Here is a 21,354-nt window from a genome sequence, read left to right on the forward strand (position 1 = left end):
TCTATGCCCATTACCTTCTTTTTTTACAGACTATAGATTTTGACACGCTTTTAGATGTTGGTTGTGGCTCTGGAGACTTCCTCATCCAGATGCAACAAGCATTAGATATACTACAAGTCAAAGGTATTGATTTAAGCCCTGCCATGGTATCTAAAACTGTTGAAATGGGTTTAGATGCAGAGTGTGTTGACCTTTGTGCATTAAATGGGAAATATGATGTGATTACAGCAGTGTTTGATATGCTGAACTACTTGAGCACTATAAATTTAAAATCATTTTTGATGTGTGTTAAAAATCATCTTAAAGAAGATGGTGTTTTTCTCTGCGATATCAACACCTTGTATGGTTTTGAAAATGTAGCAGTAGGTTCGTTTATCGTCGATGATGACGAGCGTTTTTTGACTGTAGACAGCGAGTTTGAAGCGGGTGAATATATATCAGAATTTACACTGTTTGAAAAAGAGAATACATGTTTTAAAAAATCCCAAGAGATAATACGACAGTATTATCATACAGTAGACGATTTGGTAGAGTATTCTGGATTGAAATTGGTTGTAAGTGATGATGTGAATCTATATGGATTAGAGGAATCTGATAAAACGTTTGTGGTGTTAAAAAAGGCGTAGGTATTTTATGCTCCCACCAGATGATGGAAGCAAGTTTGAATTCGTATTATCTTACGTTTTCGAAAGGATTATCAACAACATTTTTTCTATCTACGATGTAAGGAATAAGTGCTGTTTGTCTTGCTCTTTTGATTGCTACTGTGACAAGCTCTTGGTGACGTTTACAGTTACCTGTAAGTCTTCTTGGCATGATCTTAAATCTTTCGCTCAAACTGAATTTAAGTGAAGCTAGATCTTTATAGTCGATAAAATCAACTTTTTGCTCACAATATTTACAAAATCTCTTTTTAAATTTTCTTCTTTCTGCCATGGGGTGTTCTCCTAAAACGGTATTTCATCTTCATTGATGTCAATTTCTGGGATGTTGGATGCTTGTTCCTGTTGTGGTGCAGCTTGTGGTGCCGGCTGTGAAGGTGCAGGCTGAGCATAGGTGTCTCCGGCTGGTGCATTGTTATATCCACCGCTTTGTGCATCATCTTTGCTTCCCAGCATTTGTAGGTTCTCTACAGTTACCGAGTGCTTACTTCTTTTACTTCCGTCCTGTGCTGTCCACTGGTCAAGCTTCAATCTTCCATCTACTAAAACTTTACTTCCCTTACGTAAATACTGGTTGGCAATTTCCGCAGTTCTTCCAAAGAATGTAAGATCAACAAAAAGCACTTCCTCTTTTTGCTCACCGGTTGCAGATTTGAATTTACGTGAAGTGGCAATGGCAGTATTGCCGATGGCACTTCCACTTTGTGTATATCTCACCTCTACATCTCTGGTCAGGTTGCCTGCTAAAATTATTTTATTGTACATAAGGTTGCTCCTGTAAGTCGCTTAATTACGCTTCTTCTGCTTTTGCTTCTGCCGCAGGTGTAGCTTTTTTGTTTGCTGCTGCAACAAGTTTGTCAAATTGTGCGATCTCTTTGTTTTTACTATATTTTACAGTTAAAAACTTAATGATGTCTTCATTAATTTTAAGGTTTCTTTCGATCTCAGCGATCGCTTCGCCATTTGCTTTATAGAAAAGCACTGTATAGTACCCTCTGTCATTTTTTTCAACAGGATAAGCAAGTTTTCTCATACCCATATCATCTGCAGCAACAAGTTCCGCATTTACATTTGTAAGAACGTCTTTAACTTTTGCAATCTGTGCTGTGATCTCTTCTTCTGTTAATGTAGGTTTAACTACAAACAGTGTTTCATAACAATTCATATTGTTTCCTTTTGGTTTAATAGCCCATATAAAATGCAGGTAGTTTTACAACCTGTCCAAAAATGAGCAAGAATTTTGGAACGGTAATTATATCGAAATTTACTTAGGATTGTATTATTGCCGTAATTAAGTTACAGATACCCTTGAAGTTTGATAAGCATGCTATAAAGTAAAACTTCTTTTTGTGTTGCAGACGCTCTTTTAATAGCTAGTTCACTTTCCAATAAGTGTTCATAAATTTTAAGTAGTGAGGCAGATTTGACACGCAGGGCAAGCTGTGCTTTCTGCTCTTCTATCTGTTTAGGAAGTTTGTATCCTAAAATAGCAGTAGAATCCACATGACCATTGAGTTTTATGTACGCATGAAAGAGGAAAATCTGATTGACAAAATACTGTGTAGAACGTAACAGTGATGCTTCATCTTCACCCAGGTCAAGCAGTTTGGTAATGGTATCGGTGATCGGCTTTTTGTTAAAGAGGTCTATGAGCAACTGCTCAGTTGCCAAAGGGGCGGTAGAGTAGACGAGTCTGTCTATGTCCTTACCGGTTACTTTTGTCCCCAATATAGCAAGTTTGTCAAGTTCATTGGCACACAGCGCCAGATTGTTATTGAGTAGAAGCATGAGATGTTGCAGGGCATAGTGGTCTATGTCTAGCTGTATCTGTTGTGCTTTTTGTTGCAATACTGCAATGCCGTCACGAATATTAGGCTCAAAAAAACGTACCCAAACCCCACCTTTTTTGTCTGTAAATGCACTTTGCAACCCTTTTGCATCTTTGGCTGCTCCTTCATAGCCGTAGACAAAGTAGTTGTCACTGTTCTTGTTCGCCAGTTCTACAAGCTGATCAAGCTCTTTTTTAGGAATCTTTTTGTCATGTTTGACTACGACAAGATTGGTTCCTCCAAATAGAGAAGTTTGAGAAAGGTAATTTTTTGCCTGCTCAAAATGCCACTCATCATAATAGAGTGTCAACATACTTTCTTTGGCATCAAGTTTGGTTTTGTAAAAATCAATGTAGTAGTCTATCAAGTAGTCATTATCTCCATACAGAAGTACTGCTTTTGGAAATATCTGTTTGAGTTTTTGATCGAATTCTCTTTGGTACATTAGGAGGCTGCCTTTTGGGTAAGCCCTAAACTTTGCATATCTTCCATGATTTTTTGTGCAAGATAGTAGCCTAAATAAGAAGGTACAGCATTACCAACCATTTTGTATCCAGCCATGACATTTTTATAGTAAAACTTGTGTGTATCTGGGAATGTTTGAATTCTTGCACACTCTCGCACAGAAAGTCTTCTGTATAAATGTTCTTTTGTGGGAACAAAAATACGCTTATTTTGTTCTACAAATTGCATTTTTGGTGCTTGTGGGTGTATAGGAGCATGCCTTCCCCCTGCCTGAATGGTAAAGGATGGTTCCTCCCAAGAGCGTACACGGTTACGTGACATAAACATACTAGAAAATGTACCGATAGCATATTCATGATTAGCTAATTTGCAATTGTCTCCATTGGTATAGTTTTTTTCTTTTGCAGGGAGTGCTGTATCTTTAATGTCCCAAATGACATCTTTGAGATAACGCTTTTTATCATAGCCAGTTGGAAATTCAAATTCTATATTTAAGTCTTCTCTGTATCCTACAAAGAAAACACGTTTTCTATCTTGCGGTACTTTAAAATCATGAGCATTGAGCATTTGAAATGAAAGTTTGTATCCACTCTCTTTAAAAAGTGTCTTGATATTTTCGAGTGCATTTTTATGTCGCGCGGCTAACATACCAGAGACATTTTCTGCTAAAAAGAAAAGAGGTTTTTTATCTTTTAAGAGCCGTATAAATTCAAAAAAGAGTTGTCCTCTGTGGTCATCAATACCCCTTAAACTACCTGCTTCACTCCAACTTTGACATGGAGGTCCACCGATGATACCTAGAGTTTCAGGTATTTCATTGGATGGAATTTTAGTAATGCTTCGTCTGTCAAGTTTGGTATGTGGGAAGTTTTTCTCATAGGTTTCCCAAATGTCTTTATCATATTCGTTTGCCCAAATGGTATTGAATCCAGCTTTTTCAAAACCTAAGTCTAAGCCACCTGCACCAGAGAAGAGAGAGATTATATTCATCATTTATACCTTAAATACTAATAACTTTACATCTATAAGTTGTACAGGGTTATTAGGATTTTTTATTTTAACATCTTTTACACTAATCTTGTCATTGGTTAATGCTTCAATAGCTTCTTTATCTGCATCTGGCAAAGTGTCATATTTCTCTTTTTTTAGAAGTGTAATACATTGAAATTTTGCAGTTTCATCATATGTATAGATATATGAAAATATTTTATTGGGATTGTCAATATGCCACATACCACGTATACGTAAATCTGTGATACCAAGAGGGTCAACTTTTTTAACTTTACCTAGCTCTTTTGTTTCTGTAAATTCAACATTGGCAATTGTGTTTATACCTTCTGAAATGGTATTTTTTATACGTTCATAAGTCTCTTTATCTGCACAAAAACAATCTCCATAGACAAGCCATAATGATTTAAGTGTTGTCTTTTGGGTATATCCAATAGCATAAAGCATATCTTTTTCTGTCCAAGATTCACAAGTTTTACATGCTCTTATTATCATGGGACTGTCGGCATACAGTTTTACTTTTGGATAAGAGCTATTTAAGGCTATTGCTGAATTTTTAGATTCTAGTTTCTTAATTTCAATGGCATCAGAATTTTTAAGCATTAGATCAGGTGGATTATTTTTGTTACCTTGATAGGAATATATCTTTGAAAGTGTCTCTAAGCGTAAATTTTCGTCTTGTATATTTTGCGTATTGGCAAATACATTGGTAATATACTTTTCTAAACCCTCTCCCATATTATTGGCTCTATTATTGCCATCTGTAACATTACTAATTTCTTCTTGATAGTTTTTGGCAATATTCATAAATGCTTGAATAATATTTGACATAATTCCTCTTTAGTAAGTTTATGTGTAAGTTTATCTAAAAGTAAAAAGAAAGAGCAAAAATCTTTCAAATTGACATATTTTTACAACCCCATCTCCTCTTTACTTAACTTTGTTACCAGCTCAGCCATGATGATGGCTTGGGCAATATTCACTTCTGTTATCATCACACGTATTTTATCAAAGAGAAGCAGGTTGTCACCTTTGAGATGTACCGTCACACCCTGGATGTCACCTTTGAGTACTGCTTTGGCACTCTCTCCTGCTTCTATAACCTCTGCTTCAAAGAAAGAGCCTATCTCTTTTTCTGCCCAGCGTGCGAATTTTCGGTCTCTAAAATCCCACTCTGCCTTGGTAGCTTCTCTCTCCAGCTCTGAAACCCTGACACAAAGAGGGTCTATATTTCGTAACAGATAGCTTGCTTCTTCTTCATCGCTATGTAGTTGTGTTTTGATGAGCCTGTGCAAGATAAGGTCAGCATACCTACGAATAGGGGAAGTGAAGTGGCTGTAGTGGCTAAACCCTAAGCCAAAGTGTCCGACATTGTAGGCAGAGTAGGTAGCCTGACGCAAAGATTTGATGATCATAGCATCAACTTCAGATGCCAGTCCCATTTTTTCCGCCTCTTTTTGGATAGCACGGATGAGAGAAGGAGAGTCCTCGTACTCTTTTACATAGAGTCCTATAGCAGCAAGTTCAGTGAGTAGTGTCTCTATTTTAGCAAGTTGCGGCGGTTCATGGATACGGAAGATGCTATCACCGTCCCCTTTAAAACGTTTAGCTGCTGCCTGATTGGCAAGGAGCATACACTCTTCTATGAGTGAATGAGAGGGGGTACCGGTCTCTATCTGTGTACTGACAAGAAGATGTTCTTCATTGATGGTCAGTTTGATCTCTTCACTTCTAAAATCAAAACCGTGTTTGAGACGTTCATGTCTTAGTCTTTGTGTGATCTTTTGTAGAGGCAGAAGCCAGTGTAAAATGCGTTGTATGGTAGCATTATCTCCTGTGTAGCTTTTTTTTAAAATGCCATCCACCGCTTCATAATTGAAACGGTGTTTGGAGTGGATAATGGCTTCAAAAAACTCCTCTTTTAGAGGTTTAAGTGTATTTCTGTCAAGTTCTATTTTGGCTACAAAAGCAAGTCTGTCTACCTTGGGTTTAAGTGAACATATATTTTCACTCAGTTCCCGAGGAAGCATAGGGAATGACTTGTGCGGCAGGTAGGTGGTAAAGCCTCTTTTTTTAGCCTCTTTGTCAATATTGGTGAAGTAGGGGACATAGTGACTGACATCGGCTATAGCAACATATAGAGTGTAGGTTTTCAGATCAAAATAGATGGCATCATCAAAATCTTTGGCCGTGACTGGGTCAATGGTGCAAAAATCAAGCTGGGTAAGGTCGATTCTGTCAGGGTGTTCTTCTTTGACTACTTCAGACTCTATATGCAAGGCTTCTCCTACGCATTCAGGAGGGAATTCATCTTTACGGTCAAACAGAGCCAAAGAGATCTTTTCATCTACTTTTGGATCACCCAAATGTCCAAAGACTCCCAGAACTTTGTCATCATCTACATTGACTTTAAGTACAGTGCCAAGTTTGAAGGCTTTTAAGTCCATCCCTTCCATCACGGCATGGGTCGGCTCACCTGTACGAAGGTTAAGAATAGAGAAATTTCCCTGTTCATCTCTATGGGTGTAGGCAATGGTAAAGAGGTGGGCTTTGGTAATGACTGCGATGATCTTTCCACTGGCTCGTCCGCGTCTAGCTATGATACGCTTGGCAACAACAGTATCACCATGCTTTGCTTCCCCCAGATGATCCGGTTCTACAAGCAGGTCTTTTTGCTCTTTAAACTCCGCTTCGACATACCCTCTGCCATCTTTACCGATATAGAGTCTGCCGGCTCTGTAAAGAGAATTCAGCTTCCACAGACCGTTTACCTTTTCTATAGCACCAATATGTTGTAACTTTTGAAAGCTGTTTTGGTCTTCCTGCTCAATGTCTGAAGGCAAACATCCGTTGATGAGCTGTGTAGCAAAGGCACTCATATTCCAAAACCTTTGGCTTTAGGAGTGAATAGTGAATAGTGAATAGTAGATAGTATTTGTTTCATAAAAAGATTATAGCTTATGAATGTTTCAAAGCTTCTAATCTCTCAATCCTCGCTTGGGTACTTGGATGGGTGGCAAAGAGTTGGCTGAGTGACATATTTTTACCTGTAAAAGGGTTGATGATGAACATATGGGCCGTCTGGGGGTCAGCTTCAGGCAGGATGGTTCCTCTGGCATAGTTGTCAAGTTTAACGAGTCCACTTTGTAGCCATTCAGGGTGTCCTGTCATACGGGCTGATCCTGCATCTGCCATGAATTCACGGTTACGGCTGACGGTCATCTGTATGATACTTGCAGCTATTGGCATAATGAGCATGAGTGCCAGCATTACAAAAGGATTGTTTTCTCTTTCTCTGTCTCCTCCACCAAAGAACATACCAAATTGGGCAAGCATGGCAATAGCACCTGCAATGGTCGCTGTAACTGTCCCTATGAGCATATCATAGTGTTTGATATGGCTGAGTTCATGTGCGATGACAGCTTCTACCTCCTCTTCTGTAAGCAGATTGAGCAAGCCTTCTGTCACGGCAACTGCTGCATGTTCATAGTCTCTTCCCGTAGCAAAAGCATTGGGTTGTTCTTCGGGAATGATGTACAAAGCCGGCATAGGCAGACCGGAACGCTGTGTCAGCCTCTCTACGATCTGGTAGAGTCCTGAAGCAGCATTTTCATCTACAGGTATGGCATGATAGTGTTTAAGTACCTGTTTGTCACTGTAATAGTAGGCATAAAAGTTCATCCCTGCAGCGGCAATGAATGCGATGATCATACCTGTCTGTCCGGCGATCATTCCGCCAAACCAGATAAAAAGCAGTGTAAGCCCTGTCATGAGGGCATAGGTTTTAAGTTGTTCCATCTGTTTTGTCCTTAAATTGTATGTGTTATATAAATTAATAATAGTAAAATAGTGTAAATAAAAGGTAAATATAAGAGGAGACCTATTGATGAAAAAAACAGTTATATTATTTATTATGCTATGTGTAACAGCAGTGTATGCCAAATACAGTGCAACGATCAGACCGATCAACAAATATACGAAGCAGCGTATGATAGAAGGAAAAACATGGCGTAAGAACTGCCCTGTTGATACTGATGATCTGCGCTATATACGTTTGAAACACCGGAATTTCTATCGTTCCGAAAGGATGGGTGAGATCATTGTTCATAAGGATGTTGCTGCTGAAGTTGTGGAGATATTCCGTGAACTTTATGAGATAGGTTATCCTATCCGGCAGATGCGACTGGTGAGCGATTTTAGAGGTAGTGACTATAGAAGTATAGAAGCGGACAATACTTCAGCATTTAATTGCCGTCCGGTTTCAACAGGAGGAAAGAAATGGTCAAAACATGCTTACGGAAAAGCAATAGATATCAATCCTATTGAAAATCCGTTTGTGAATAAACGGGGGCATATTGCCCATAGGGAATCGTACAAATATCAGAAGCGATCACATCAAAACAGTTCTTTTGCAGATAAGGCAATGTTGATCAGAAAAGATAAAGCAATAAAGATATTTGAAAAATACGGCTGGAAATGGGGAGGGGATTTCAGTCCCTACAAGGATTATCAGCATTTTGCTAAATAAAACTTAAATTTTTAAGATATTAAAGAGTAAGCTATTATATATGCAAGTAAACAAGAACAAGGAGAATAATATGAAAAATATAACACTTTCTGTATTGGTAATGATGGCAATAGGCAATATAAGTTATGCCGGTGGGGATATTGCACCGGTCGTAGAGCCGGAAGTAACAGTACCGGCTATAAATGAATCTGTTAGTGAAAGTGGATTTTATGTAGGTCTCGGAGTGAGTGCTGTGAGTACACGCGAATCCGGTTTGGATTTCTTCAGCGAAAAAGAGGGACAGGACAGAACAGGTGATATTACACTGCTTGGAGGATATGATTTTAATCAATACATAGCAGTGGAAGGACGCTATATGGTCTCGGTTGCAGAAGAAGATATTCTGGAGAGAAGTTCATGGGGGATTTATGTGAAGCCGCAATATCCGATATATGAAGATTTTAAAGTTTATGCACTGTTGGGGTATGGCGGGTTTGATGCAGATGGAATTGATGGATCCACAGTAAATGTGGATGAGACAAGTTTTCAATGGGGTATCGGAGCGAGTTATGAAGTAATGAATAATATCTCTATTTTTGTTGATTATCTCAATATTGCAAATGATGTAGAGACAACAACCTTTATTACCTCTCCTTCAGATGTGGATTCCGATGCGATCACAGTAGGTATGACCTATAAATTTTAATGAAAGCAGGGAGATTTCTCCGCTTTCATCGGAAAAAAATGACTACTTTTTAAATACATTCCCTAACATTCCTTTAATCGCACCTTGCAGGTCTGCTGGGTAGATGACGAATTTAGAGTTATCACTTTTAGAAATTTGCTCTAGAGAGTTGATATATCGGTCACCGAGCAGAAACATGGCAGGGAGTTCCTTGTCCTGGATATTTTCACTAATCATTTTAATGGCTTCTGCAGAGGCATTGGCCAGTGTGATCTGGGCTTTTGCTTCACGTTCCGCTGAAGCCAGTTTACCGTCTGCCTCTAAAATGGCAGCATTTTTGTTTCCCTCTGCCATGGTCTCTACTGCTCTTCTCTCACGCTCTGCCGCAGCCTGTTGCTCCATGGCTTTTTGCATGGATGGGCTTGGGTTGATGTCCTGAATCTCTACGGATTTGACTGTCACTCCCCAGTCAGCTACATCATCAATGATAGCATCTTTTAGTTTGGTTTTGATATGTTCACGGTTGGAGAGTGCTTCGTCCAGACTCATTTCTCCAAGAATGGAACGAAGTGTGGTCATGACCAGTTGTTGAATGGCAAGTTTAAAATTCTCTACCCCATAAAGTGCATTTTCAGGCTTTGTTACACGCAAAAAGGTCACTGCATTGGTGACAATGACAGCATTGTCTTTGGTAATGACCTCCTGTTGGGGGATATCGAGTATAATATCTCTGGTTGAGATCTTTTGACGTACAGCTTCAATATAGGGTATGATGAGGTTCAGTCCCGGTTTGAGAGTACGTGAGAATTTCCCCAGTCTCTCTACAACCCACTCCTCCCCCTGAGGGACGATGTTGATTCCTTTGTAAAGTGTAACAACAACAGCAATGGTCAGTAAAATAACAATATTCAATGCTTCCATATTTAACTTCCTTTTTTAAATGAATTAAACTTTTTGAACTTCTATGAGTTGACCGTTTACTTCAACGATCTTTACACGGGTGTCTTTAGGAATACTTTTCTTGGCAGTGGCATGCCAGACCGTATTACCAAGGACAGGTGTATCAAAAATGACTTTTCCTCTATCATGAGGGTGTATCTCTTCTGTGACTGTTCCCAGTGTGTCAAGTCTATAGTTTGACTGTCCGGTATGTGAAACGGTGGGCTCTTTGAACCATTTGAACCAGGCAGCTATGGAGAGGACTGAAAGTATCATCCATATAGTAAGTTCAGTGGTAAAAGAGGTATGTATCATACTGTCAAGAATACCTACAAAAATAGCCGCAATCCCAAGTCCCAGCATAATGAAAGTTCCACTGCTCATCTCAACGATCAACAAGATAATACCCAGTATAACCCAGTGCCACCACAAGACTGTTTCATTGAGAAGTGTGATCATTTTCTCTCCTTAAATCAATGTAAAAAGATTATAGCATAAAAGATTAACGGTAGGAACAGCTCTGTAAATTTAGTTTAATAAGTAAGATTTTGGTATAATCGCGAAAATTTATTAAAAACGCAAGGATAATACATGTCAACTTTAAATGTATATTATGACAAAGATTGTGATATCAATATCATTAAATCTAAAACAGTAGCAATGATCGGTTTTGGTTCACAAGGACACGCACACGCAGAAAATCTTAGAGATTCCGGTGTTGAAGTGGTTGTCGGTCTTAGAAAAGATGGTTCATCTTGGGCAAAAGCCGAAGCTAAAGGTTTTGAAACACTTACAGTAGCTGAAGCTACCGCAAAAGCTGACGTGATTATGATCCTTCTTCCAGATGAAAACCAATCTGAAATTTATGATAATGAAATTGCACCAAATCTGAAAGAGGGAGCAACGATCGCGTTTGGTCACGGGTTTAATATTCACTATGGAAGAATCAACCCAAGAAAAGATATCAATGTAACTATGATTGCACCAAAAGCACCAGGGCATACAGTACGTTCTGAGTTTGTTAGAGGTGGCGGTATTCCTGACCTTATTGCTGTTGGACAAAACCCAAGCGGTACAACTAAAGAGCTTGCACTTTCTTATGCATCAGCTATTGGTGGCGGTAGAACAGCCATCATTGAAACAACTTTTAAAGATGAAACTGAAACAGATCTGTTTGGTGAGCAGGCAGTACTTTGTGGTGGTGTTTCTTCATTGGTTCAAGCAGGTTTTGAAACATTAACTGAAGCTGGTTACGCTCCAGAGATGGCATATTTTGAATGTCTTCATGAACTCAAGCTTATTGTTGACCTTATGTTTGAAGGTGGAATCGCAGATATGAGATACTCTATCTCTAACACAGCTGAGTATGGTGATTATGTTTCAGGTAAACGTGTTATCAACGCTGAGTCAAAAGCTGCTATGAAAGAGATATTGAAAGAGATCCAAGATGGTAGATTTGCAAAAGATTTCATCTTGGAAGGTCAAGCAGGATACCCACGTATGAATGCAGAGAGAAATAATGATAAGACCAAACTTATTACGCAAACTGGTAATAAGTTACGTGAGATGATGCCGTGGATTAGTGCCAATAAAATCGTCAATCAGGACGAGAACTAATCTTTTCGTCGATTTGTATCCATCTTTGAATGATGGGTGCAGTCAGCTACAATTTGTAGCCTCCTTTACCCAAACATTCAAATCTGAATACAACTCAACAAAAACCTTAGCACTCTTAACTGATTAAAATCAGGAAACTAACTAAGCTTTTTAGTTATTTCACAGCATCTTTGGGTGATGGACTCAGTCAGCTACTATATAGCCTCCTTCGCCCAAACACCCAAATCTACTGCAAACTAACTCAAAAGCTTTAGTTAGTTGGTTATATTTCTTTTTTTGTATGTATTTTAAAATTCACTATTCATTTCACGAAGCGACACTTTGCTATAATGGGCTAAATTAAAATTTAGTGGAATTTATGGCATCTCAATCAAAAAATAGTAATAAAACTTCATCTACTAAAAAGAAACCGGTAAAAAAAATATCTCCCAAAAAAACCTCTGTTAAAAAAAGAAGACGGACAAAATCAAAAAAAATTTCATATATAAAGAGAAATATTTTTATAGCTTTCGGCTTTGTATTGATTGCGTCATTGATTGCTTTCGGATATTTTCTAGGGCAGAAAGAGATGTCAAAACAGACTTATGCAAAAGAGGTAAAAGAGCATTACACTACCAAAGAGCTTTTGAATGATCTCTCCAGAATAAAAACAAAAAAACCACAGAATCCTAAAAAAATTGTAAATAAGAATAAAACAAAAATCTCCAAAAAAGTACTGATATCCCAAAAGAAAATAGTTGAACAAGCTCCTTTGCAAGAGAGAGAAGGAAGAAGAAACGTACAGAAGCAAAAAATACAGAAGAACACGGCCTTAGCCTATCGCGGTAAGAAGCCAAAATTGGTGATTATCATCGATGATGTGCATACCAAAGCACAAGTACAGGCTATTGAGAGTTTGGGTATGAAGATCACGCCCTCTATTTTTCCTCCCTATCAATTGGCAAAGCATAGTAATCTTTTGGCTAAAAACCTAAAACATTACATGATCCATCTGCCTATGGAGTCAGGAAGCAGGCAGTTTAATAAACAGACAAAGACACTGATGACCTCCTTTTCTGATGCGCGTATAGCAGACCGTGTCATGGAGATACGCAAACTTTTTCCAAAAGCAAAATATGTCAATAACCATACAGGCTCACGCTTTACTTCAAATTATAAAGCTATGAAAAAACTCTATACTGCATTGAGGCTTGAAGGCTTTACCTTTGTTGACAGTTTTACTGCCTCAACTTCCAAGGTGCGACAGATAGCGCATGAGTTTGGTGATGCTTATGTCAGAAGAGATATTTTTATCGATAATAGACAAACGATCCCTTATATTCACGGGCAATTGAAAAAAGCTGTTGCAAAAGCTAAAAAAAATGGCTATGCCATAGCTATAGGACATCCTCATAAGGCAACGATTCAGGCTTTGAAATCTTCTAAGCAGATATTAAAAGATGTCACGTTAGTCTATATAGATGAGATCTATCAAAAGAGGTAAATCATGAAGGGAATTCTTGCAGCAATTGTTATAGGCAGCCTGTTTTTTATTTTTGCTCTGTTGGGTTTCAGTTTGCAGCATGCTATACTTCTTGGGCTGGTTGCTTTTTTAGTGACACTCTGGACAAATGAAGCTTTGCCTCTGGGTGCTGTTTCTATTCTTCCGATTATCCTTTTCCCTATCTTTGGCATACTTGACACCAATGCTGTCACTGCTAACTATTCCAAATCTATTATTTTCCTTTTTATCGGTGGATTTATGTTGGCTATTGCCATAGAAAAAACCGGATTGCATAAATATTTTTCGGCTAAATTATTAAGTTTTTTTCCCAAAACATCCAAAGGGATCATCTATGCTCTGGCAATTACCTCTGCATTGCTCAGTTCGGTACTCTCTAACACAACCATCACTTTGATGCTTATGCCTATTGCGCTCTTTTTGAGTGACAATAAAAAGCTAAAGGTACGTTTTTTACTGGCAACTGCCTATGGTGCCAGTATTGGAGGTATTTTGACACCAATAGGGACACCTCCCAATCTTATTTTAATGGGTTTTTTGGAAGATCATCATCTGCCGGCTTTAGCATTTGGTGAATGGATGATACTTATGCTTCCTGTGGTTGCACTCATGCTCTTGGTGATGCCATGGTTACTTTCTTTGGGAGTAGAAGATGAAAGTGTAGAAGATGTAAGTCACACTGTTCCTAAACTCACTAAAACTCAAAAAAGACTCTATGTCGTGGTTGTATTGCTTGCCTTTGTTTTATTGATCAATACTTTCATGAAACAACTTTTTGGTTTTTCACTGAATGAAAAACTGGTTTTATTGGGCTTTGGTCTTTTGATGTTCGTACCTAAAATAGGATTCTTGGAGTGGGAAGATACGCGAACTATGCCGTATGAGATCATTTTCCTGTTTGGGGCAGGCTTCAGTATTGCTGCAGCATTCTCTTCCACCGGTCTGGCAGCAGATATTGCAGGAAAATTAAGTTTTATCTCCTCTTTGCCTCTATTCTGGATGTTCGCCATTGTTGCACTTTTTGTGACTTTTTCTACAGAAGTTACCAGCAATACAGCTTTAACTTCCATTGCCATACCTATTTTTTATGAATTTGCAAAAAATATGCCTCAGGATGAAGGGGCTATGCTTCTCATGGTTGCAACAGTGGCAGCAAGTTATGCCTTTATGCTGCCTATAGCCACCCCTCCAAATGCTATTGTTATGAGTTCGCGCGTGATCAGTATTAAAGAGATGGCACATATCGGATTGAAGTTGAATTTTATTGGCGTGATCATCCTCTCTTTGGTTGCCTATTTTGTTTGGGGTCTATTATTCTGATCAATGAAAAGTATGACAATATGTCATATTTTTAACTCTTTTGTTTTTTCTTTGCTACCATATAATAAAAAATATCAAGGTGGTGTAATGAGTCAAAATATCACAGAGCATATTTTAGCCTTGGAAGCGATGAAAAAATATCCTAAAGAGCTTTTTTATAAAGGTAATTTGGCATTGCTTAAGCGACCAAAAGTCTCTATAGTTGGAACAAGAAGACCTTCTTTATATACACAGCAGTTTACCTATACATTAGCAAAAGCTTTGACGGACAGAGGTGTATGCGTGGTTAGTGGAGCAGCTATGGGGGTAGATGCAATTGCCCATGAGGGAGCAGGCGTGCAGAATACTGTTGCAGTGGTTGCCAACGGTTTGGATATACGCTATCCGGTGCTTAATGCACCACTTATAGAACAAATAGAAAAACAGGGTCTTATAGTAAGCCAGTTTAATGATGGTTTCAGGGCAACAGGCTGGAGTTTTGTCGTACGTAATGAGCTGGTAGTGGCACTGGGTGAGATGCTCATTGTTACTGAAGCAGATATCGACAGTGGGTCAATGCGTTCGGTAGAGTATGCTTTGAAAATGGGGAAAGAGGTATGGGTGCTGCCTCACCGTCTTAATGAGAGTCTGGGTACCAATAGGTTATTGGCTGAAGGGAAAGCGCAGGTTATACAGGATATTGAGCACTTTGTTTCTCGCTTTGGTCAAGTGGTAGAAAGTGATGTACCTAAAGATGAATTTTTCTATTTTTGTCAGACTTTACCTACACTGGATGAAACGGTAAAACGATTTGGAGAAAGAGTGTATGAGGCAGAACTCGAAGGAATGGTCACGATACACAATGGTATCGTGAGACTGGTATAGGTTATTTGGTTGTATGTGCAGGTGTTTTGGTTGAAAGTTGTTTAATAAGTGCTTCCAATGATGATTCAGGAAGCATTCCTGCTTGAACGAATTGGACATTTCCTGTTGTATCCAAAGCAACCAAAAAAGGGATGCTTCCTTTCCATTGTGCACGTTGTGCAATATAATTCACAAAATTGCCTGCTTTTTCTTCAGCAATGACAATATAGTTTATGCCTTTCTCTTTTGCAAATTCCGCCAATTGGCTATTATTTAATCCCTGTACTTCAACTGTCATGACTGCCAGTTTGTCTTTGTATTTTTTCTGTAGATCAATAAGATGAGGGATAGAAGCTAAACAAGGTGGGCATCTGTGACCGAAAAATTCTAAAAAAACAACTTTTCCTTCCAGCCCTTTGATTTTTAATCCTTCATCTGTTCCTGTTACTTCATGGGCTACCCCATTTATATCAGTAAGTGTCATAACAGGTTGTTGCGACTGTGCATACAAAGAACCAAACAGTAAAAATGCGAGTATAAAAATTTTTTTCATAAGTAAACCTTTTTTAATTTATTATAGTGATTATACATTAATGATCATGTAAAAATCGTGTAATTTCACAAAAGATAATAACTAAAATAAGTAAATGGAAAATAAAAGAGCATCTAGAAGTTTAAAAGGAGGAGGAAAAAATTCTATTGGAAAGGGAAACCAGTTTATAATCCAGAGGAAGATTTAAAAGGTAACCTTTAGATGCTCTTATGGTAGAAGTATAATCTTTCTAGGTTAACCGTACACTAATAAGAGCTGGGTAGAATTAGGTAAGAAAATTAAAAATCAGGAAAAATAATGTTTATGAAAATTTTAACTATAGTCACTTTTTTTTCAGTCTGTCTGTTTGCTGAAATTCCGCTGGAGCAGAAGATAGGGCAGATGCTTATGGTAGGGTTTCATGGTACATCTGCACCAGCAAACAGTCAGATATGCAAGGATATTAAAACATACCATATTGGTGCCGTTATTTTATTTGATTATAATCCTGTAAACAAAAATGAGCCTAAGAATATAGCTACCAGAAAGCAGTTAAAAAAACTGACTTCACAGTTGCAAGCGTGTAGTTATGACGGTAAACTGTTGATCGCTGTAGATCAGGAAGGTGGAAAAGTACAACGTCTTAAAACAAAATATGGTTTTTACGGTAAGTTCCCTAAAGCTTCTGATGTAGTAAAAATGGATCAGTCTCAGATCAAGTCCACCTATACCAAAATGAGTAAAGAGCTAAAAAATGTGGGGATCAACTATGATCTGGCACCGGTTGTTGATCTGGATATTAACCCTAAAAACCATGTGATACACGGGCTTGGACGCTCTTTTGGGAAAGATCCTGAAATTGTAGCCAAATATGCAAATATATTCATAGATGCAATGCATCATTATGGAGTTCTCACCGCACTAAAGCATTTTCCGGGACACGGCTCTTCAGTAGGAGATACCCATAAAGGATTTGTAGATGTGACGCAGCTGTGGAACAAAGTAGAGATGGAGCCTTACAGACTGCTCAACAAAAAAGCAGATACCGTGATGGTAGCCCATGTGTTCAATAAAAAACTAGACAGTAAATACCCTGCAACCCTTTCTAGAAAAACAGTACATGGATTGTTGCGTAAAGTGCTTGGATTTAATGGTGTAGTTATTACCGATGATCTGCAAATGGGAGCGATCAGTCAAAAATACAGTTTGAAAAAGACTTTGGATCTGGCGATCAATGCAGGGGATGACATTCTTCTTTTTGGGAATCAATTGGATCCTAAAAAGATCGTCAGCAGTAGGAAATTGGTCAATACCATCATTGCATTGGTTAAAAATGGGGAAGTGGGTAAAAAGCAAATAGAGAAGTCCTATATTAGAATCCAAACATTAAAAAAGAGATTATAGGTTACTGTCCTAAATAGCGCTCCAAAATAATTTTGGCAGCCACTGAGTCTAGTCGTCCGTCTCTTTTGTGTTTGAAATCTCCCATCGTAAGCTCTTTTGCTTCAAAGCTTGAGCCCTGTTCATCCTGATAGGCTACAGGAATTTCAAGTGCAAGCAAAGAGACGAAGTGTTTAATACGTCTCTCCATTTCTTCTTCACTGGAACCGCCTTTTGGAAGTCCTATAATGAGCTTTTCTATCTGCCACTCTTGGAGAAAGGTCTGTATGTCTTTTGCCGCTTGATTACGGTTTTTGCGAAGAATGGCATTTTGGGGAAGTACGATGCTGTCGTCAAGGCAGATGGCAACACCGATACGTTTGAGTCCTACGTCTATACTGGCTAATTTCATAGCCGTAGTATAGCCAATTATCGTCTAAAAAAGAATTCAAATCCTCCAATATTTCCATAGTAGTCGTTGTTAGCATAGTAATAATTCAGGATTGGTCTGTAGAATCTGTGTTCAAAAAGACCTTTTCCTCTCAGTCTATCTCTAAAAGTATAGTATCTGTCATAGCGGTAGAATTCACCTTCGAACATATATCCTCTATAGTTAAAATACCCATAGTGGTATCCGTGTCTGTCATAGAAAGAAGCTCTCTCATATCGGTATGCCAGATACCAGCTGTTACGTGTGTGTCTGTATCCACGTGCCTGATGGATTTGATGTCTTCTGTGATCTCTATAGTCATTTCTTTCATATCCCTCATCGTAATCATAGGTATTATAGTCATTTCTATAGTTACTGTAACGAGAAGCTCTTTTTAATGTTCTTACATTTTTTTCATGTTTTGTCTCATGAAAACGGTGCATTATTTTTTTATGCGGAGCATAGGATATGTTTTTGCCGGAGTGACCTTTTATTCTTCTGAATTCTTCCGCTGTTCTAAATGTTCTTTTCATTGCTTTTTTATGGGCAAATTGTCTATCCATTTTTTCCATATGTTGTTTTTGGGCTGCTTTAAGATGCTTTTGTGCCATCTTTTTTTGTAAATGTTTTTTTACTTGAGGGTGTTGCGTCTTAATACTTTGTGTATCAAAACTGTTGGCAGAAAGCATTGTTGTTAAACCAAGTGAAATAAATAAAATTGTTTTCTTCATTTATGATCCTTTTTTTTCTAAAATAGTAACAACATATTTCGTTGTTCTATTGGCATCATAGAAGAATTTTGTGGAGAGATTGTGATTAATATTGATGTTTTTAATCAATATTATTGATAGGAGAGAGAATCTCCTATCTTGGGTATTAAAGTTGAGCTCTTACTTCTTTGACAGCTTTGACCATGTTCTCAAGGCTGGGTTTCACTTCTGCCCATCCTCTGGTCTTAAGTCCACAGTCAGGATTGATCCAGAGTTGTTTTGCGGGAAGGACTTCCATCAACTCTTTGATCTGTGCTACCATCTCTTCTGTGCTTGGGACTCTTGGAGAGTGAATGTCATAGACTCCCGGTCCTATCTCTTGCAGGTATCCTGTTCTGGCAAAGACTTTAAGAAGAACATTACCGCTACGTGCTGTTTCTATGGAGATCACATCAGCATCCATCTCTTCAATCGTTCGAATGATGTCATTGAATTCTGAGTAACACATGTGGGTGTGTATCTGTGTGGTTTCCTTGGCGACATTGGTGCTGATCCAGAAACTTTTGACTGCAAATTCTTCATAGGCAGGGCGCTTGGAGGCTCTGAGTGGATACCCCTCTTTAAAGGCTGCTTCATCGACCTGGATCATCTCTATCCCTGCATTTTGCAGATCATCTATCTCATCTCTGATCCCCAGTGAAATTTGATAGCAGGTCTCGCTTCTTGGCTGGTCATCACGCACGAAAGACCAGTTGAGGATGGTCACTGCTCCCGTGAGCATCCCTTTCATTGGTTTGTCTGTCAGACTTTGTGCATAGCTACTCCAAAAAACGGTCATAGGCTCGGGACGGCTGACATCTCCATAAATAAGTGGTGGTTTGACACAGCGGCTTCCGTAACTCTGTACCCAGCCGTTTTGGCTGAATGCCACACCGCTAAGCTGTTCACCGAAATACTCTACCATGTCATTACGTTCAAACTCTCCATGTACAAGAACATCTAGACCGATCTCGTCCTGCCATAGGACACATGCTTTGGTAAATGTTTTCATCTGCTCAATATAGCTTTCCTCATCAATCTCCCCATTTTTAAAAGCACGTCTTGCTTTACGTACTTCCGGTGTTTGAGGGAAAGAACCAATGGTTGTTGTCGCAAGTTCAGGATAGTTGAACTTCTCATGCTGTTTAACGATACGTGTCTCATACGGCACCCTTTTGACTTTAAGGCTTTCAAGCTCTTTTATGCGTGCCTGTACTGCCTCATCATGGATCTTGCTTGAGGTTCTTCTGCTTTGGTTGGCTGCTCTGTTTGCATCCAGTGCTTTTTGTTCTTCAATGCTGAGTGCATCGCTGAAGAAACATTTTGCAGTAAGATTCAGTTCATCTAACTTCTCCACCGAATAGGCTAACCATGATTTCACTTCAGTATCCAGCTTCTCTTCATATTTCAGTGTAAAAGGTACATGCAGCAAAGAGCATGAGGTAGAGACGATGATGTTTTCTTTGTCAATATCTTGTGCCAACTCTTCAAGCAGTGCTACTTTGGCATCAATATCCGAGATCCATATATTACGTCCGTCTATTACTCCGGCAATGAGTTTTTTCCCTGCATCGGCAATGATTTTCACTACTTCTTTATTCTCCTTGGCATACACAAAGTCAAGTCCTATCCCTGCTACATCTGTAGTACATAGTGCTTTGGTCGCCTCTTTGGCATGGTCAAAATAGGTAATGACAAAAAGCTCTACATTGGTAGCTACCGATGTAAGCTCACTGTAGGCTTTTTTGATGAGCAGCCCAAGTTCTGCTGCTTTGTCTGTGACCAATACCGGTTCATCTATCTGAATGAGTATCTTTTCATCAAGGGTGGCTATCTGGGCGAGGAGTGCCTTGTATTTGGCAAGTATATCTTCAAAAAGCTCAAATGGAGCATCTTCACCATTACTTTTTTTCGCATTGGCAATGAAGGTAAGCGGTCCGATGAGGTTGACTTTTGGTGTGATGCCCTCTGCTTTGGCTGCGATATACTCAGCTTTGATCTTGGTGATGTCCACCTCTTTGTCAGTGGTCTCATCCAGTACGGGTACAATGTAGTGGTAATTGGTATTGAACCACTTGGTCATTTCCAGTGCACGGTGTTGGTCATCCCCTCTGGCAATGGCAAAGTAGCGTGCTGTCTTATCTGTGATGTCCTGATGACTTTTCGGCTCAAGACCAAGGGCTACCATAGTATCCAAAGTAGTGTCATAGAGTGAAAAATCATTGATACTCACTGCATCTATATTTGCTTCTTTTTGGTAGTTCCAGTGTCTTTGTTTAAGCTCGGTTGCTACTTTTTCTACTTCAGAAAAAGGCTGTTCGCCTTTCCAAAATCTTTCAAGTGCGAATTTAAGTTCTCTCTGTTCCCCTATACGAGGGAATCCTGTAACAAATGTTTTCATTTTGTAATCCTGTTCTTATTTATTGAAATATAATGCTGTAATTGCAAGCAGGTTGATCGTGGTTTGTTTTTAAAATGAAAAGGAAAGAGGTGGTGCTAGCCCGGATTTGGTTTTTCTGCAGGGACAGAGTTTTTGAATGAAAAAGCGGAGTTGATGAAAAAGTTGAAGGGTACGTTGCAAAAAGACAATAGAACAGTGGCACGCTTTTTTGGCAACAGGGTTTTTACGAAGGTCCAGGGTACAGGCTTCCAGTAATAGTACATCTAAAGGAGGGGGAGATTCAGATTCACTTTCTTTTGAGGCAAACTGGGGATGCTGCTGTATGAAGCTGCTGTTTTGGGCATGCAGGGTGGTTGCATTTGTCGTTGCAGCTATGGCTGACAATGAAAAGTACCGACCTTTAAAGCCCTTGATGATCTTCACACTATTTCCTGAAACTTTTTTGGAAGTGTAACACAAAACAATGACAAACGCAAATGTAATCAA

Annotated in this window: 23 protein-coding genes; 8 read left to right on the forward strand and 15 right to left on the reverse strand. The window is 38.9% G+C overall.

What is annotated here, in order from left to right:
• Positions 1-626, forward strand: a 626-nt coding sequence (locus tag MVE01_RS01645; protein ID WP_472560416.1) for a class I SAM-dependent DNA methyltransferase, incomplete at its 5' end; no start/stop codon positions are given.
• A 46-nt stretch (positions 627-672) separates the two neighbouring features.
• On the opposite strand, the gene rpsR is transcribed toward MVE01_RS01645, so the two are convergent.
• From rpsR to htpX, 8 genes are all read right to left on the reverse strand, one after another.
• Positions 673-936, reverse strand: a complete 264-nt coding sequence (rpsR, locus tag MVE01_RS01650) for a 30S ribosomal protein S18 (protein WP_472560417.1) — start codon at positions 934-936, stop codon at positions 673-675.
• Between the two features lie 11 nt (positions 937-947).
• A complete protein-coding gene (gene ssb / locus MVE01_RS01655; protein WP_472560418.1) occupies positions 948-1,427 on the reverse strand; it encodes a single-stranded DNA-binding protein in 480 nt (159 codons plus the stop codon).
• A gap of 25 nt (positions 1,428-1,452) precedes the next feature.
• On the reverse strand, positions 1,453-1,827 hold the full coding sequence (gene rpsF, locus MVE01_RS01660) for a 30S ribosomal protein S6 (protein WP_472560419.1): 375 nt from the start codon (positions 1,825-1,827) through the stop codon (positions 1,453-1,455).
• Positions 1,828-1,958: 131 nt separating this feature from the next.
• Positions 1,959-2,936 carry a DNA polymerase III subunit delta gene (gene holA, locus MVE01_RS01665; protein ID WP_472560420.1) on the reverse strand — a complete coding sequence of 326 codons (978 nt, stop codon included), beginning with the start codon at positions 2,934-2,936 and terminating at the stop codon, positions 1,959-1,961.
• Positions 2,936-3,946 carry a DNA cytosine methyltransferase gene (locus MVE01_RS01670; RefSeq protein ID WP_472560421.1) on the reverse strand — a complete coding sequence of 337 codons (1,011 nt, stop codon included), beginning with the start codon at positions 3,944-3,946 and terminating at the stop codon, positions 2,936-2,938. Before MVE01_RS01670 ends, holA begins: the two co-directional genes overlap by 1 nt.
• Before the next feature lie 3 nt (positions 3,947-3,949).
• Positions 3,950-4,795 carry an NgoPII family restriction endonuclease gene (locus tag MVE01_RS01675; RefSeq protein WP_472560422.1) on the reverse strand — a complete coding sequence of 282 codons (846 nt, stop codon included), beginning with the start codon at positions 4,793-4,795 and terminating at the stop codon, positions 3,950-3,952.
• An 80-nt stretch (positions 4,796-4,875) separates the two neighbouring features.
• Positions 4,876-6,843, reverse strand: a complete 1,968-nt coding sequence (locus tag MVE01_RS01680) for an RNB domain-containing ribonuclease (RefSeq protein WP_472560423.1) — start codon at positions 6,841-6,843, stop codon at positions 4,876-4,878.
• Positions 6,844-6,922: 79 nt separating this feature from the next.
• Positions 6,923-7,762 (reverse strand): zinc metalloprotease HtpX, encoded by an 840-nt coding sequence (gene htpX, locus MVE01_RS01685; protein WP_472560424.1) that lies wholly within the window; start codon positions 7,760-7,762, stop codon positions 6,923-6,925.
• An 88-nt stretch (positions 7,763-7,850) separates the two neighbouring features.
• Here htpX and MVE01_RS01690 point away from each other — a divergent pair, with 88 nt between their 5' ends.
• Both MVE01_RS01690 and MVE01_RS01695 read left to right on the forward strand, forming a co-directional pair.
• Complete coding sequence (locus tag MVE01_RS01690) at positions 7,851-8,492, forward strand: M15 family metallopeptidase (protein WP_472560425.1); 642 nt, start codon at positions 7,851-7,853, stop codon at positions 8,490-8,492.
• A 70-nt stretch (positions 8,493-8,562) separates the two neighbouring features.
• A complete protein-coding gene (locus MVE01_RS01695) occupies positions 8,563-9,177 on the forward strand; it encodes a porin family protein (protein ID WP_472560426.1) in 615 nt (204 codons plus the stop codon).
• Between the two features lie 42 nt (positions 9,178-9,219).
• On the opposite strand, the gene MVE01_RS01700 is transcribed toward MVE01_RS01695, so the two are convergent.
• A complete protein-coding gene (locus MVE01_RS01700) occupies positions 9,220-10,077 on the reverse strand; it encodes an SPFH domain-containing protein (protein WP_472560427.1) in 858 nt (285 codons plus the stop codon).
• A gap of 24 nt (positions 10,078-10,101) precedes the next feature.
• Positions 10,102-10,554, reverse strand: a complete 453-nt coding sequence (locus tag MVE01_RS01705) for an NfeD family protein (RefSeq protein WP_472560428.1) — start codon at positions 10,552-10,554, stop codon at positions 10,102-10,104.
• A gap of 132 nt (positions 10,555-10,686) precedes the next feature.
• Between MVE01_RS01705 and ilvC the strand changes: the two genes are divergently transcribed.
• From ilvC to MVE01_RS01725, 4 genes are all read left to right on the forward strand, one after another.
• A complete protein-coding gene (gene ilvC, locus MVE01_RS01710) occupies positions 10,687-11,712 on the forward strand; it encodes a ketol-acid reductoisomerase (RefSeq protein WP_472560429.1) in 1,026 nt (341 codons plus the stop codon).
• Between the two features lie 568 nt (positions 11,713-12,280).
• Positions 12,281-13,195: a divergent polysaccharide deacetylase family protein gene (locus MVE01_RS01715; RefSeq protein WP_472560430.1), complete on the forward strand. Its 915-nt coding sequence runs from the start codon at positions 12,281-12,283 to the stop codon at positions 13,193-13,195.
• Between the two features lie 3 nt (positions 13,196-13,198).
• Positions 13,199-14,533, forward strand: a complete 1,335-nt coding sequence (locus MVE01_RS01720; RefSeq protein WP_472560431.1) for an SLC13 family permease — start codon at positions 13,199-13,201, stop codon at positions 14,531-14,533.
• 87 nt (positions 14,534-14,620) lie between these two features.
• Positions 14,621-15,397, forward strand: coding sequence for a DNA-processing protein DprA (locus tag MVE01_RS01725; protein WP_472560432.1), 777 nt, complete (start codon positions 14,621-14,623; stop codon positions 15,395-15,397).
• A 1-nt stretch (position 15,398) separates the two neighbouring features.
• Here the strand turns inward: MVE01_RS01725 and MVE01_RS01730 are convergent, their stop codons facing one another.
• Entirely contained in the window at positions 15,399-15,929 is a 531-nt protein-coding gene (locus tag MVE01_RS01730; RefSeq protein ID WP_472560433.1) for a TlpA family protein disulfide reductase, read from the reverse strand.
• Between the two features lie 297 nt (positions 15,930-16,226).
• Here MVE01_RS01730 and MVE01_RS01735 point away from each other — a divergent pair, with 297 nt between their 5' ends.
• Complete coding sequence (locus MVE01_RS01735; RefSeq protein WP_472560434.1) at positions 16,227-17,312, forward strand: glycoside hydrolase family 3 protein; 1,086 nt, start codon at positions 16,227-16,229, stop codon at positions 17,310-17,312.
• Between the two features lies 1 nt (position 17,313).
• Here MVE01_RS01735 and ruvX read toward each other — a convergent pair whose 3' ends face one another.
• The 4 genes from ruvX to MVE01_RS01755 form a co-directional block, all read right to left on the reverse strand.
• Positions 17,314-17,700 (reverse strand): Holliday junction resolvase RuvX, encoded by a 387-nt coding sequence (ruvX, locus tag MVE01_RS01740; protein WP_472560435.1) that lies wholly within the window; start codon positions 17,698-17,700, stop codon positions 17,314-17,316.
• 17 nt (positions 17,701-17,717) lie between these two features.
• Complete coding sequence (locus MVE01_RS01745) at positions 17,718-18,449, reverse strand: hypothetical protein (RefSeq protein ID WP_472560436.1); 732 nt, start codon at positions 18,447-18,449, stop codon at positions 17,718-17,720.
• Between the two features lie 145 nt (positions 18,450-18,594).
• Positions 18,595-20,868, reverse strand: coding sequence for a 5-methyltetrahydropteroyltriglutamate--homocysteine S-methyltransferase (gene metE, locus MVE01_RS01750; protein ID WP_472560437.1), 2,274 nt, complete (start codon positions 20,866-20,868; stop codon positions 18,595-18,597).
• Between the two features lie 69 nt (positions 20,869-20,937).
• Complete coding sequence (locus MVE01_RS01755; protein ID WP_472560438.1) at positions 20,938-21,291, reverse strand: hypothetical protein; 354 nt, start codon at positions 21,289-21,291, stop codon at positions 20,938-20,940.
• Positions 21,292-21,354: the final 63 nt, after the last annotated feature.

It is taken from the genome of Sulfurovum sp., assembly GCA_026990595.1.
In the GTDB taxonomy this organism is placed as follows: Bacteria; Campylobacterota; Campylobacteria; order Campylobacterales; family Sulfurovaceae; genus Sulfurovum.

Bases quoted from the DNA above. Each gene is read 5' to 3' on its own strand.
- rpsR (WP_472560417.1), bottom strand. From the start codon at position 936: ATGGCAGAAAGAAGAAAATTTAAAAAGAGATTTTGTAAATATTGTGAG.
- ssb (WP_472560418.1), bottom strand. From the start codon at position 1,427: ATGTACAATAAAATAATTTTAGCAGGCAACCTGACCAGAGATGTAGAG.
- rpsF (WP_472560419.1), bottom strand. From the start codon at position 1,827: ATGAATTGTTATGAAACACTGTTTGTAGTTAAACCTACATTAACAGAA.
- holA (WP_472560420.1), bottom strand. From the start codon at position 2,936: ATGTACCAAAGAGAATTCGATCAAAAACTCAAACAGATATTTCCAAAA.
- MVE01_RS01670 (WP_472560421.1), bottom strand. From the start codon at position 3,946: ATGAATATAATCTCTCTCTTCTCTGGTGCAGGTGGCTTAGACTTAGGT.
- MVE01_RS01675 (WP_472560422.1), bottom strand. From the start codon at position 4,795: ATGTCAAATATTATTCAAGCATTTATGAATATTGCCAAAAACTATCAA.
- MVE01_RS01680 (WP_472560423.1), bottom strand. From the start codon at position 6,843: ATGAGTGCCTTTGCTACACAGCTCATCAACGGATGTTTGCCTTCAGAC.
- htpX (WP_472560424.1), bottom strand. From the start codon at position 7,762: ATGGAACAACTTAAAACCTATGCCCTCATGACAGGGCTTACACTGCTT.
- MVE01_RS01690 (WP_472560425.1), top strand. From the start codon at position 7,851: ATGAAAAAAACAGTTATATTATTTATTATGCTATGTGTAACAGCAGTG.
- MVE01_RS01695 (WP_472560426.1), top strand. From the start codon at position 8,563: ATGAAAAATATAACACTTTCTGTATTGGTAATGATGGCAATAGGCAAT.
- MVE01_RS01700 (WP_472560427.1), bottom strand. From the start codon at position 10,077: ATGGAAGCATTGAATATTGTTATTTTACTGACCATTGCTGTTGTTGTT.
- MVE01_RS01705 (WP_472560428.1), bottom strand. From the start codon at position 10,554: ATGATCACACTTCTCAATGAAACAGTCTTGTGGTGGCACTGGGTTATA.
- ilvC (WP_472560429.1), top strand. From the start codon at position 10,687: ATGTCAACTTTAAATGTATATTATGACAAAGATTGTGATATCAATATC.
- MVE01_RS01715 (WP_472560430.1), top strand. From the start codon at position 12,281: ATGTCAAAACAGACTTATGCAAAAGAGGTAAAAGAGCATTACACTACC.
- MVE01_RS01720 (WP_472560431.1), top strand. From the start codon at position 13,199: ATGAAGGGAATTCTTGCAGCAATTGTTATAGGCAGCCTGTTTTTTATT.
- MVE01_RS01725 (WP_472560432.1), top strand. From the start codon at position 14,621: ATGAGTCAAAATATCACAGAGCATATTTTAGCCTTGGAAGCGATGAAA.
- MVE01_RS01730 (WP_472560433.1), bottom strand. From the start codon at position 15,929: ATGAAAAAAATTTTTATACTCGCATTTTTACTGTTTGGTTCTTTGTAT.
- MVE01_RS01735 (WP_472560434.1), top strand. From the start codon at position 16,227: ATGTTTATGAAAATTTTAACTATAGTCACTTTTTTTTCAGTCTGTCTG.
- ruvX (WP_472560435.1), bottom strand. From the start codon at position 17,700: ATGAAATTAGCCAGTATAGACGTAGGACTCAAACGTATCGGTGTTGCC.
- MVE01_RS01745 (WP_472560436.1), bottom strand. From the start codon at position 18,449: ATGAAGAAAACAATTTTATTTATTTCACTTGGTTTAACAACAATGCTT.
- metE (WP_472560437.1), bottom strand. From the start codon at position 20,868: ATGAAAACATTTGTTACAGGATTCCCTCGTATAGGGGAACAGAGAGAA.